We start from the raw sequence: 13,165 nt of genomic DNA, 5'->3' as shown, positions 1-13,165 counted from the left end.
TGTTTGGTAAATAGAATAGTTTCTTTATCTCTCTTCCCACTCGAGAGAAAACTCGCTTTCAAAGGCCTTTTCTACAAGTTGTTTGTATTGTTTATTTATCGGGCTTTGAAGTAATTTTTTTAGCTCGTCTCCGGTTTGTGTCAGCTTGTAATAGCTTAGCACCAAGTCATTGGATTTGGCCGTTAAGGTCATTTTTTTACGTAAATACACCAGCTGCATTGACTGTCCTTTTTGTAGTGAAGCGGACTCAATTTCTTGCCGGTAAAGGATATTAATGTCCATCAGCGTAAGTATATTCGGGAAGTTCAGCCCTGCTTGGCTTAAATTGATGGATTCAGTGCTGCCTTTACGTAGCAAATCAAAAATAGACGGCTTTTTATAGTAGCCATGAAGAATAAGGTAGCTGTCTTCTTTTTCTAAGTAGCCGCACAGCGGAGCGCATCTTTGTAACGCAGTTGCTTCACGTTGGGTCATCATCTTTAGGGTTTGCAGACTTTTAATTGAAAAAGTGCCAGGCGTAATGCTTTCACCTACTAATATCTTTGCCCACAATTTTTGCATGGAGTGATTGGCAATGTCTTCTGCAAGGGTGATGAAGTGCTCCAACCAATCGGGGTCTGGGCGACCTCGGGCGGTAACCTCGGGGCACAATGTAAGCGCCATGCCCATAATGGCCTCAAGATTTTGCTGGCGCTGGATTTTGATTAGTTGTTGGCGCTTGAGGGCGCGTTTTAGTGTGCCATGTTGAGTTCGCACCGTGTATTGGTTGTCTTTATTCTTATCAGACTGATAACGGTCATTTTGAGTGACAAGTGGTGTGATCCGTTTCACCATAGGGTAGCCGAGCTTTTCTTCAATCGAAAGCGCTAAGGCTGATTTTACTTGTGCATTTTTGACTGCCATATCAAGCTCGTAGTTTATATCGTGTGTGCATATGATTTACCGCGGAGTTAGTGAGTTGCTGTAAATACTGCTGCATAAAAAGTGCGATGAAACTGCCAATAAAGGGCGTATTGGCTCTTCCTTCAATTGTGATGGTCAGTTGTTTATCGGCTTGAATGGTAAATAAATTAAGGCTAATTTTGGCTAAATGTTCATCGTCTAAATGTAATGACAGCTCTAAACTCTGTTCGTCGATTTTGGTGATGGTTATTTCTGCTTCTCCCCAAGGATGCACTAACACTGCTGAGGCTCCTACTCGCTGTCTTTTTGGCAGTATGCGAAAGTGGATGTCTTCAGTTGTTTGCCAATTAAATAATGTCGGCCAATGGGATAACACCAATGGAGAAAGTGTTGTGTTATTTGCAGAAATATCGGTGCTTTTTACCACTTTATAATGGTGTGGCATCGCTAAACCAGCAATCACGATAACAAGTGCTAAAATCATCAGCATTCTAATAGGAGTAGATAAACGTTTGATACAGAATCCTCTTTGGTAAAAAGTATGCTAAATCATCTCTTTTGTTCTATGCTCGACTATAATATTTCATGTATGTTAATCAAACAGAACTGTAATAGTAAAAATGTACCATATTTTGTAAGATGGTAAACACTGGAGTGAATCAGTGCCTATAATTAAAGAGTAGTGCGGATTTAAAGGGTAAAACATGGCACCTGAGCAAGAAGATTATTTGTTTGCAGAGCACGAAGAAGTTACTCAAGAAGAAGAAACGACAAGTGCTTTTTGGGATGTCTTAGTCGTTGATGATGATCCAGAGATCCATTCTGTTACTAAACTTGCGCTGTCTAATTTAGAGTTTTGGGGTAAAAAGCTCAGGTTTTTTCACGCCTATTCTGGCAAAGAAGCCATTGAGATTTTAAAAGAACAAAATAATATCAGCATCCTATTACTTGATGTGGTGATGGAAACCGACGACGCAGGTCTTAATGTCGTTCGTCGAGTGCGCGAAGAAATAAAAAATATGGCAGTACGTATTATTATGCGTACAGGACAACCGGGTTATGCACCGGAAGAAAAGGTTATTCGTGAGTTCGACATTAACGATTATAAAATGAAGACAGAGCTCACCCGCAGCAAACTGGTTACCTCGTTGCTTACCGCTATCCGTTCTTATCAACAAATTTGTGAGCTCGAAGCGCAAAGCCACGTACTAGAGCAGATCCTTTCAGCTTCTCGTGCCATACTCGGACATACCGATATGGGCTCCTTTGCAGCGGCAGTTGTCGCTCAATTGGCAAATATTTTAGATGCGTCAGGCGAAGGCTTAGTGAGTGGCTACCTAGATGATGATATGCATTTAAGGGTGTTTGGCGGTAGTGAGCAGTACCGTGAATTTTTTGGTCATGGTATAGAGCAGCTTGATAATGGTCGTGTCATCATGCAAGTACAAAACTGTATTGATACCGAATCCCACCAATCTACCGCGCATGACATTACCTTCTTACTTGAAAGCAAAAACAAAAAGGCTGCCATTTATTTAGAGCTAGAGGGCGAGCCGTCGGAAGCGCAATTGAAGTTTGCTGAAATATTTCTGACTAACGTTGGTGTTGGTCTTGATAATATCAAGCTATTCAATGAGTTGCGTGAGGTTGCTTACAAGGATAATCTAACCAAACTGCCTAATCGCGCTAACTTTATTGAGAAAATAGAGTCTTACTTTAACCAGCAGCAATCTCTCGTTTTTATTCTTGTTGATATTGCCCAATTTTCTGACATCAATAACGGTTTAGGCCAAGAAGTTGGAAACTTGTTGTTATTAGGGGTTGCCGAGCGAATTAGTATTGAGTTTCCAGAGGCCCAGTTAATTTCACGTATTGGTGCAGATGTGTTTGGCTTTTTAATGCCTGAGTCGCAGTTTGATGAAGAGTCTTTTATTGATAACTTGTGCGTGCCCTACCATGTCGGGGAGCATTTGTTGACTATGCACTTTCATATTGGAGTGTGCCGTCAAGAAGACTTCCAACCGCAAGGAATAGAGACCTTAAAACTCGCGTATATTGCACTTAATCAAGCAAAGCAGTCGAGTATTCCACTAGATTGGTATACCCCAGACTTAGAAGAAAAAATGGCTTGGAAGCTGGGATTAATAAGACAGCTCAGGCAAGATTTTGAGATGAAAAAACTAGAGGTCTGGTATCAGCCTCAGTTTTCCATTGTTGATCGCAAGGTGATTGGCTGTGAGGCTTTATTACGTTGGCCTTCTGGAAATGGGAATTATATTTCCCCTGCGATTTTTGTTCCGCTTGCGGAAAATGCAGGGCTTATTGTCGAAATTGGCCAATGGGTATTAGAACAAGCCTGTCAGTTGCAGGCAACTTTGCAGCAACAGGGATTCGGTGAGCTTAGCATTGCTGTTAACGTCTCTGTGCCGCAGTTTAAGGTGCCAAACTATGCACAGCAGGTTAAAGATACGATTTTGTCGTTTGATGTAGAGCCTAAACATATAGAGCTCGAAGTGACAGAAAGTGTAGTCATGGACGAAGTAAACTCGGTGATCAATACACTTCAAGAACTCCAGGAATTTGGTGTTGAGGTGGCCATTGATGACTTTGGTACTGGATTTTCTTCTTTGAGCTATTTGCAAAAACTACCTTTAGCACGGCTTAAAATCGACCGTGCTTTTGTCAAAGATATCCCTCATGATGACAGCGGTGCAATTGCCGATCTTGTCATTTCTTTAGGTCAGCATCTCGGCCTAAAAACAATTGCGGAAGGCGTTGAGACAGAAGAGCAAATGACGGTGTTACAAAAGCTCGGCTGTGATGAAGTACAGGGTTTTTTACTCGCAAAGCCTATGCCTGAAAAGGAGTTACTTGAGTTTTTAGATAATCAGAACAGTGTATAGTAGTGACCTAAGACAAGTATATTACTTGTCTTATACGTTGATGAAGCAACCTTTAAAAAGTGCAGTGATGATCTGTTATGAGGGTCGCTTTTGGAAAGTTTTTCGATTTTAGCCTAAGGGTGCAGAGTGAAATATGTGTTTGTGATATCTACAACACAGGAAGTTAGTGCAGAAGCTCAACTCAGTCTAAATCCAAAATAGGGCGAATATTGCACAAACAAATTGATGCTCACATGAAAAAACAACGGTATTTTGATTAAGACACTGTTACATGGTTCCCATAGGTTAGTTTCCGATTACAGCTTAAATTCTCATTTATAAAGATTACCAAAATAACTTGTACCTGAAATGTGTTTTTTGCTAACGTTGCATAGAGGTTGATTAAATTTTGATCTCTTTAAACACATAGAAGGATATTTAAGTGAAAAAAATTATAATATTACTATGTACTTTTTCTGGAAGTGCATTTGCAGTTGGAGTTCCAAGCGGCTGTAAATATGAAGAGAGTACAATACACGAGCTTAATTTACTTGAATTACCAGCTACTATCGAAGCTGGTTGGAACTTGTATCGAGCCCCAAGTTTTTACACGGTCGTAGAATTTCTGAGATCTTTACCCGGTATAAATTCAAGCTCTTCTGCAAAATTATCAGGCCCTACTTATCTTCTACGTAATCAGAGCTACAGATTTAAAACAGATCTAGAGGTAGGTAATCCAAATGACATGCTTCGAGATGTCGCCTACTACAACTCTGAAAGGGGTCGTTTAGGTAATGACCGAAGTAATTGGGACTCAAATTCATACTTTAATCTGGCGTTTAATTCTACATATGGTGCAGGCTTAGTCTGGTCAACAGTGAGTGATGAGTGCTCTGCTAAAGGTGTAATTGTTCAAGATATGCCCAAAATGGAAGCCGTTAAAAATCCGTATGGTGATAAATACGAAGTAAAAATTGATTTTGAATTAGATCAATTCTCTGAAGCTGCTTTGGATCCTAATGTACCTGTAATTGTTGGTGTTACGACAAAAAGTGATTATTTTAGCGGAGGCACTAAGCGCGTAACCAAAGCAATTTACAATGCGGAGAATCAACTTACTGGAAGTGCTGTGGTAAGAATGAGATTTTCGATGGGTGGTGGACCGTATTATGTGGAAGCATTTATGAATGATGGCAATTATGGTCAGACTAAAAAGCTAGGGATGGTTATGGTACCTGGAGAGCCAACTCGTCCACCCAGCTGCCCGACATGTAATAAAAACTGAGTGAAATGACATCTAAATAATAGTAAATGGCTAGCAATTAGCCATTTACTATTTAAAGTGCTTACATTCTAAATGTAAATCCTGCAAAGATGTAACGGCCTAGGATATCGTGGAACCCCGGATAGGTGTTACCATTAGAGAAGGTTGTAGGGCCATCAGGAACGAGCGGTGGCGTGTTGTCAAACACGTTATTGATACCGGCTCTGAATGAGAGGTTTTCAGTTGCGTTCCATGTTGCAGCAATATCAACATAATCTCTTGCACTCAATGGTACTAGTATTGGTGATTTTGATGGGTCAGCCAATTCCGCAGCTGTAGGACGATAGAACTCTTCCACTTCACTCACGTAACGATAGGTCGCTGTAATATTCACATCCCATGGAGTTACCCAAGTTGTTTTAAAGTTATAACGCATATCGGGAACTGGGCTTTCGCATACATTTTTATCCCATTTCCCGGCACACTTATCAACAATCCCACCTGGTGCGTTTTGTGTATCAAACTTCTCCATCCATGTACCAATTAGAGAGAATCTTAAAAGACCCATATCCTCAGGTAACGTGTAACGGTATGATGCATCAAAATCAATACCTGAAGTCTCTACACTACCAATGTTGGTATCTGTAGCGGTTACGGCATCTTCTCCTAACCAAAGCGAACCGGTTTTTTCACCACGGTTTATTAGGCCACAGAGCTCTTCGTTATTGTCTATCGCACATTGCTCTACGATATACTGTACTGGGAAAGGTTGAATGGCGTCGTTAACGGTAATATCAAAGTAATCTACAGCGATATCTAAGCCTTCAACAAACTCAGGAGAATAAAGAATACCAAATGAATAGGTATCAGACTTCTCAGGCTTGAGGTCTGGGTTTCCTGCTTCAATCGCATTGTATTGCCCCGCTGGATTTGAAGAAACAGAACCATATTGGTCTGCTGTAACACCGGTTCTCATACACTGCTCAAGTGTATAAGCTGGATTAGCTCCCGCACAAGGGTCGTCCCAGTTTACTAGGGCAAGTGAAGACGGTCTCGCCAAGTCTTGAATGTTACCGGCACGCACTGCTCGTTGATAGCTTGTACGTAAACCTAAACTATCGTTAATGCGTATATCAAACGCTGCTTTGTAGGTATCTGTTTGTTTATCTGTTGAGTAATCAGAATAGCGATAAGCGAGTTCTAATGTAATGTAATCCGCAAATGAGCTATCTTCAATTAATGGAATATTTAGCTCAGTAAAGAATTCATTTACATCAAACTGGTCTGAAACGGGTTTTCTTGGTCCACCTTGACCTGCGCCATCGTTAGAAATGAAGTTAATGTCCGGATTAAAATCAATAGCTTCTTTGCGGTGTTCCAGACCCAATACAATACCGACGCCCGTTGAAGTGCCAGGCACGACTATGCCATATTCAGTTAAGTCCCCAGTGACGAAACCACTGATTTGTTTTGAACGTGTATCACCGCGAGCAAAGAGTGGAATGGTAAGATAATCAATTTGCTCTTGGGTAATATTTGCTGGGTCGAATATATTCCAAGGGATACAGTCGGGATCGCTACCATCAATAACTGACTCACAGACAATCTTGCCATTGTCATCAGTGGTTGCTTTTAAGGCTCTAACAATTTTACGTTTTGATAGGTCGTTTTGGTAGGTTTGTTCATAAGACACATTTCCGTAGTTAAAGAATGCATCATAAGTCCAGTTATCATCAATTTCGCCTCTCATACCTAATACAAAACGGGTAGAGGTGTGTCGTAAATCATCTTGGCGAGGGCCTCCTTCTACGTTTCGTTTTGCGATAAATGCGCCAGATACAACACCATCGACCGCAGGCCCATTGGCACCGCAAAGAACTTCTCGTTGTTTTGCTGAAAGAAGCGGGTTATCACATTTAATATCGACTTCATTGAAGAAAGAACCAGATGGCGCAATTTGTGCCACGGTACGGTTATCCATGTAGTTCAATTCAGCATAAAAGGTATGTTGATCGGTAAAATTGTAATGGCCAAGCAAACCAAATGTTTTACGCTTGTCCGGACGCTGGAAGTAATTAAGTGGGCCAAAGTTATAGACACTATTACCCGTTGGTACTAGATCATCTCCTGCGACTTTAAAGTCATAGCTAGCTTGGTCTGTGATCCTACCGTCAGGTATTGTGCCAGAGCCACGACATATTCTTTGCCCTGGAGCTGAACTCGTTCTGCTACGATTGATATTCATTGAGCAGGCACTAAAATCACGGGAGTCCTGACGGATTTCATCAATTTCACGCCAAGTGAGGTAACCTGTAATATTGCCTTTATCGTTAGCTGAGTTGATACCAAAAATCATAGATATATCATGAGTATCACCGTCAGTAACTGAGGAATCAGGAATGTCGAAGCCTGAGGCAGTTAGCGCTCGTTGCATGTCTTTATGGTCATTTTTATGGTTGTAAATGCTTCCTTGATAGTCGACTTCAAAGCCTTCAAAGTCGTCTTTCATAATAAAGTTTACAACACCAGCAACAGCATCAGAGCCGTATGTTGCAGATGAACCACCGGTTAGCACATCTACGCGCTCAACCAAAGAGGCTGGGATTTGGTTTACGTCGGCACCAACACCCTCAATTCCAGCTGGTGAGCCTGAGGGTAATCGGCGGCCGTTGACTAAAACTAGTGTTCTAGAAGGGCCTAAATTTCGAAGGTCAACGGTTGCTGTACCAGTAGCACCGTTTGCTGTACCTGAAGTCTGATCTGCGAATACCGCAGGCATGTTGTTCAATAGGTCTTCAACTCGGGTAATGCCCGCGATTTCTATATCTTCAGCGGTTACACTCGTCACAGGACTCGCGCCAGTCATTGCTGCTCGCTTGATTCGTGTACCGGTTACTTCAATTCGTTCGACAGTATTCGCTGTTGTGGTGCCTGACTGTTCAGCATAAGCGATGCCAGATACACCCACTGTTAGCGTTGAACAGGCAAGTAAAGACAGCCTAATGTTCGCTGATAGGTTTGAAAGTTTCATCTTATTTCCTTATGTATTTTGTTAGCAGAATAGGAAAATTTCCCTGCAGCATAGAACTTACATTGCATTTACAGAAACTTCAACACTTAGGCTGTAAAGTAGCCAGGAGGAGCCGTGGGGTAGGTTTTTATAGCAAAATTATAAAGATATAAGTTGAAATAACCTATTTTTGAGAAATAAAAAGGGTACCTCAAAGGTACCCAGAATAATTACTATTCAGCAATGAATGCCTCGCCTGATTTGATCCACGCTGCTGGTGGCAACCCTTTCAGGTGGTAATCAAAGTACTCTTTCATGCGAATTGAATAGTCCAACTGATTAGGCAGCTTTTTCAGATGGTGAGGTTCACCTTCGTATTGTAAGAAAATGGCATCTTTATCATGTCTTCTTAGGGCTAAGTAGTATTGGATACCTTCTTGCCAAGGAACCGCCCCATCTTTATCACCAAACATGATCAAAATAGGTGTATTTACCTTATCCGCGTAAAATACCGGAGAGTTCTCTATGTATAATTCAGGCGCCTCCGTTAACGGTTTACCGATACGGCTTTGGCCTGTTTCGTACTGGAACTGTCTTGCAAGACCTGATTCTAAACGGATCCCACTGAAAGCAGAGGTCATATTGGATACTGGTGCGCCAGAGACAACCGCTTTAAACATATCCGTCTGTGTGATCATAAATGCACTTTGGTAACCAGCCCAAGAGTGGCCCTGCAAGCCAATTTTATCTGGATCAGCAACACCTCTATCAATAAGCGCTTGCGCTGCATTGAGCATTGTGTGTGTTGCGGAGCGCCCAGGGTGACCAATTTCAAAACGAATATCAGGCAAGAATATCGCATAACCATTTGAGGTATACATTGGCAGGTTTGGTCTGTGGTTTAGCACCATTTTCGGGAAGTCATACATGCGCTGGCTCATATAGCGGTAGAAGTAAATCACCACAGGCACTTTATCACCAGCTTTATAATCAGCAGGTTTGATTAACACGCCTTGAAGATCTTCGCCATCGTAGCCTTTGTACTTCACAAGTTCAGGTTTTTGGCCCCAAGCAAATGTCTGCTGTTGTGGGTTTAAGTCTGTGAGTTTTGACGGGTTATTAAAGCCACTATCTGATATCCAATAATTAGGAAATTCTTGATAAGACTGTCTTGTGAAAATATAAGTGTCCGCCTCTTTGGCTTTTCTCACTACACTATATTTAGCTTCGCCAGACAAAACAGTTTGCAACTTGTTATCTTGTAGGGAAAGCGTTGCAATATGCGTTTGTTTATTTTCGAGGTTGTGCGCACTTAACAGTAAGGTATCGTCTGGGTTAAAGCCTAGTTTGTCCTTATCTTTATACTCAATGCGGTATTGTGTTTGGGTCTTATAGCCGTCGGTTAGCCGAGTTGCTTTTGCTGTTTTGGTATCAAATGCCCAAATATCATATTTACTGTAGACGTAGAGCGTCGAGCCATCGAGCTGCCAACCAGCAAATCCAAACCCTTTATTTGGTTCTGGCTTATCATGTTTATCATCCGCGAATAGTGCGTTTTTAACCGCTTTGCTTACTGGGGTAAGCTGTTGAGTGGATAGCGACTTCAACCAGACTTGTTCACCGTCGAAATAGGCAGCATGTTTACCGTCAGGCGCGACAGTAGGGCGGTTTGAACTTTCTTTAACGATGAGTTGTTTATCACCATTATCGATATCAACGCTATAGTAGTCGCGATAAAACCCTTTGTACATGATTTGCTTTAGGTATGGTGTATCGTCACTGCCCAGCACAAAGTTTGCGTTTGTGTGAAGTGAAATAGAAGGCACCTGAAGGTTTTCAAGCTGCACTACACGCTCGCCATTTACATGGTAAACCGCTTGATAATGTTGATCTCGGCGGCTTTCGTTCCATGTTTTTATTTCTCTAGTTTTGATTTCAGGATCGGCATTGTGCCAAACCTTTAAGCCTTTTTGTTGGCGAATGGTATCGTAATCAAAAAGCGAGCTTTCATCTGTGTATTTGAGTACTTTGGTTTTTTCTTCAAGCTGTGGACGATTTTCAAAAAACAGTCGTGAGCCGTCTTCAGACCATTTGATTGATGCTGTTTTGCCTGAAAACCAACCGCTTGGGTTGTGGATGTCGGTAATTTTATTGCTTGTTGGAGACCATAATTTGAGCTGGTAGTTGCGACGGCGTTTGTCATCGTTGACATAATTACCCAAATAAAAAGCGACTTGTTGTGAGTTAGGTTGCCAAGCAATGTCTCCCAAAGAGACACCAGGCTCATCAATAAGACTCGTGATTTGATTGCTTGCTAAGTCAATAACAGCAACACGGTTTTTACTGCCGTCCTCACTGCGCTGATTGACCAGTATTGCGTTACTATTTGGTGCAACTTTGTATGCTGCGATATTGTCATAGCGAGTACTTTTATTGTGAGAAAGGTTCAGCACTACAAGCGTTAAGGCGTCATCACCCTTATCTGCACTGATTTTGAGTTCATCAGTTTGCTCGTCTGTATTCGCTTTTGCGTCTGACTTTTTGTCGCCTTTTTTTGCATCCTCACGATACACCAACCACAGGCCATCATCTGAAAGTTGATAATCTTTAACTGAGCTAAAAGTTTGTTGTGCTTTGGTTGTGGTGTTCACCAACACTAAGTTGTTCTTTAGCGTTTTTTTCTTCTTTTTATCTGCAGTTTCTTTTTCAAGTAGGGTAGGGCGTTGGGTAAAACCAACCCATTGAGCGCCTTTATTGATAACTGGATTTGTACCACGGGGAACTGATGCAATCAGTGCTTTATTGTCGAGAGAATACACTTGGCCTTCGCTGTCACCACGGTAAGGCTTTGCACTTAGGCCGAGGAATGTACCTTGTTCGGAGATTACTGTACCTTGTGGGTAACGAAAATCAAAAACGTCTTTAAATTCAAGGCTGGGTTTAGCTGCTAAGCTGCTTACACTAAAAAGTGCCGCACTTAGAAGAGAGAGTTTTAGAGTCATATCTAGAGCATTTTAGTCTTTATTTATTGTGTTTTTATCACTTTTAACAGTGAAACTAAAATGCTCTGCGGTGTGCGGATGTATTTAAGCGGCTAGCCGCAGGTGTTTAAAGCCAGATTTTCTCAAGCTCAACCCACTGTTTATCGAATTGCGCGGTTGGTTTTGCTTTAAAGTCACTTCTTACAAACTGGTTCATCTTACCTTCAACAAAAGCTAAGAATAAGTTAGCCAGTACACTTTCTTCACTCGTGAATGCCTTACCTTCTCGCAGCTTGCGCTCTCTTAAAACTTGTTTGAATTGTGTCTCAAGCTTTTCAAATAAGCTTTGAACTCGTTCACGTAAACGTTCTTGCTCACCTTGTAGTGCATCTCCCGTTAAGATACGTGTGATGCCAGGATTTTTCTCTGCAAAGGCTAGGAGTAGAGTAAGAATGTTGTAGATCCGGTTACGAGTTTCTTTTTCGTTTTCTAGGATTAAATTAATGCGTGACAGCAACGTATCTTCGATGAACTCAATAAGCCCCTCAAACATTCTCGCTTTACTTGGAAAGTGACGATAAAGCGCAGCTTCTGAAACCCCGACTTCAGCAGCGAGTTTAGCTGTGGTGATACGTTGTCCTGGGCTGGTTTCCAACATTTGTGCGAGTGATTGAAGAATTTGCTCTTTGCGATTACTACGTTTTGTCGCTGGCATGAAATTTCCCTTATTTTTCTAATTGTTATATTATTTTTGTCGGGTTTATTAAGCACAGAGAGTGATGCGCAGAAGTGCAAACCCCGACTTGTTTACACATTATCGGGGTATCATGTTAATGTTTTATTCAGTTTCTTTCCAGTCTTTTACATGAAGGTTATTTTATCTTTTCGGCAATAGCTTGCATGACAGTAAGTGCTAACTCTTTTTTGCTAGAGTGAGGGAGTTCAAGTCGGTCTTTTTTCCAATATAGGGTCAATGTGTTGTTATCAGAATTAAAACCACCTGTGCTATCCGACACATCATTCGCACAGATCATATCCAACCCTTTATTGACCAATTTTCCTTGCGCATATTCGGCGACATTCTGCGTCTCAGCGGCAAAGCCAACGGTATAAGGACGAGACTGTTTTAGTGCTGCGACAGTGGCGATAATATCGGGGTTTTTGACCAGTGTAAGTGTGATTTCATCGCCTTGCTTTTTAATCTTTTGCTCGGCAACGGTGGCTGCACGGTAATCAGCGACCGCAGCGCAGCCGATAAAAATATCTGATTGTACGGCATATTCGAGTGCAGCTTGTTGCATCTGCTCAGCACTTTCTACATCAAGTCGAGTAATTCCTGTGGGGGTATTCAGTGAAACCGGGCCTGCGATCAGATTTACGCTTGCACCTAAAGCCTTTGCCGCCTCAGCAAGACTAAAACCCATTTTTCCTGAACTGTGGTTAGTAATAAAACGCACCGGATCTAATGCTTCGCGCGTCGGTCCTGCGGTGATAGTTACCGTTTTTCCTGCTAATACTTGCTCAGTAGGGCGAAGTGCAGCTAAACACAGTTGCACCAACTCATGGGGTTCCAGCATGCGTCCTGCGCCTACATCTCCGCAGGCTTGCTCGCCTTTACCGGGTCCCCAGATTTGGACATGACGTGAAGCAAGGGTATTGAGGTTTGCTTGAGTCGATAGATGTGCATACATCTGTTGATTCATTGCCGGCGCTACGGCAACAGGCGCGGGCGTTGCGAGCAGTAATGTGGTCAGTAAATCATCCGCAATACCTGCTGCCATTTTGGCGAGGATATTTGAGGTCGCTGGAGCAACCAGCACTAGGTCTGCCCATTTTGCAAATTCGATATGGCCCATTGATGCTTCTGCTTGTGGGTCAAGCAAAGAGTCAGAAACGATTTCACCAGAGACCGCCTGCATTGTCAGTGGCGTGATAAAGTGCTTAGCAGACTCCGTCATCACCACTTTGACATCTATTTGCTGTTCTTTTAGGCGGCGAACGAGTTCTGCGCATTTGTAAGCAGCGATACCACCGCTGATCCCAAGTAAGAGGCGTTTATTTCTTTGCATGTTTGTTTTATACGATCACAGTATCAATAAACTAAAGATATCACAGTCGGTGATAA

General features: G+C 42.1%; 8 protein-coding genes. 2 read left to right on the top strand and 6 right to left on the bottom strand.

The window, feature by feature from the left end; genetic code table 11:
• Positions 1-24 precede the first annotated feature (24 nt).
• Complete coding sequence (locus tag ABMY45_RS07100; RefSeq protein WP_010376727.1) at positions 25-903, bottom strand: TIGR03899 family protein; 879 nt, start codon at positions 901-903, stop codon at positions 25-27.
• A 1-nt stretch (position 904) separates the two neighbouring features.
• Positions 905-1,387, bottom strand: coding sequence for a hypothetical protein (locus tag ABMY45_RS07095; protein ID WP_010605898.1), 483 nt, complete (start codon positions 1,385-1,387; stop codon positions 905-907).
• 220 nt (positions 1,388-1,607) lie between these two features.
• On the opposite strand from ABMY45_RS07095, the gene ABMY45_RS07090 reads away from it, so the two are divergent.
• Positions 1,608-3,806 (top strand): EAL domain-containing protein, encoded by a 2,199-nt coding sequence (locus ABMY45_RS07090; protein ID WP_211867630.1) that lies wholly within the window; start codon positions 1,608-1,610, stop codon positions 3,804-3,806.
• A gap of 421 nt (positions 3,807-4,227) precedes the next feature.
• Positions 4,228-5,070, top strand: a complete 843-nt coding sequence (locus tag ABMY45_RS07085; RefSeq protein WP_010605896.1) for a hypothetical protein — start codon at positions 4,228-4,230, stop codon at positions 5,068-5,070.
• Between the two features lie 61 nt (positions 5,071-5,131).
• Here the strand turns inward: ABMY45_RS07085 and ABMY45_RS07080 are convergent, their stop codons facing one another.
• From ABMY45_RS07080 to coaBC, 4 genes are all read right to left on the bottom strand, one after another.
• Positions 5,132-8,080, bottom strand: a complete 2,949-nt coding sequence (locus ABMY45_RS07080) for a TonB-dependent receptor (RefSeq protein WP_349288651.1) — start codon at positions 8,078-8,080, stop codon at positions 5,132-5,134.
• A 212-nt stretch (positions 8,081-8,292) separates the two neighbouring features.
• Positions 8,293-11,061 (bottom strand): prolyl oligopeptidase family serine peptidase, encoded by a 2,769-nt coding sequence (locus tag ABMY45_RS07075; RefSeq protein ID WP_349288650.1) that lies wholly within the window; start codon positions 11,059-11,061, stop codon positions 8,293-8,295.
• Between the two features lie 106 nt (positions 11,062-11,167).
• The gene (gene slmA, locus ABMY45_RS07070) at positions 11,168-11,755 is read right to left on the bottom strand and encodes a nucleoid occlusion factor SlmA (protein ID WP_010376740.1); all 588 of its coding nucleotides are present in this window, start codon (positions 11,753-11,755) and stop codon (positions 11,168-11,170) included.
• Positions 11,756-11,912: 157 nt separating this feature from the next.
• Positions 11,913-13,109, bottom strand: a complete 1,197-nt coding sequence (gene coaBC, locus ABMY45_RS07065) for a bifunctional phosphopantothenoylcysteine decarboxylase/phosphopantothenate--cysteine ligase CoaBC (RefSeq protein ID WP_349288649.1) — start codon at positions 13,107-13,109, stop codon at positions 11,913-11,915.
• Between the last annotated feature and the right edge of the window lie 56 nt (positions 13,110-13,165).

It is taken from the genome of Pseudoalteromonas sp. XMcav11-Q (assembly GCF_040104525.1).
Lineage (GTDB): Bacteria > Pseudomonadota > Gammaproteobacteria > Enterobacterales > Alteromonadaceae > Pseudoalteromonas.
The sequence above is the reverse complement of the archived record's forward strand: the minus strand, read 5'-3'. Positions and strand labels throughout refer to the sequence as shown.

Excerpts from the sequence above, each read along its gene's own strand:
- slmA (WP_010376740.1), bottom strand. The coding sequence starts at position 11,755 with ATGCCAGCGACAAAACGTAGTAATCGCAAAGAGCAAATTCTTCAATCA.
- ABMY45_RS07095 (WP_010605898.1), bottom strand. The coding sequence starts at position 1,387 with ATGATTTTAGCACTTGTTATCGTGATTGCTGGTTTAGCGATGCCACAC.
- ABMY45_RS07100 (WP_010376727.1), bottom strand. The coding sequence starts at position 903 with ATGGCAGTCAAAAATGCACAAGTAAAATCAGCCTTAGCGCTTTCGATT.
- ABMY45_RS07090 (WP_211867630.1), top strand. The coding sequence starts at position 1,608 with ATGGCACCTGAGCAAGAAGATTATTTGTTTGCAGAGCACGAAGAAGTT.
- ABMY45_RS07075 (WP_349288650.1), bottom strand. The coding sequence starts at position 11,061 with ATGACTCTAAAACTCTCTCTTCTAAGTGCGGCACTTTTTAGTGTAAGC.
- coaBC (WP_349288649.1), bottom strand. The coding sequence starts at position 13,109 with ATGCAAAGAAATAAACGCCTCTTACTTGGGATCAGCGGTGGTATCGCT.
- ABMY45_RS07080 (WP_349288651.1), bottom strand. The coding sequence starts at position 8,080 with ATGAAACTTTCAAACCTATCAGCGAACATTAGGCTGTCTTTACTTGCC.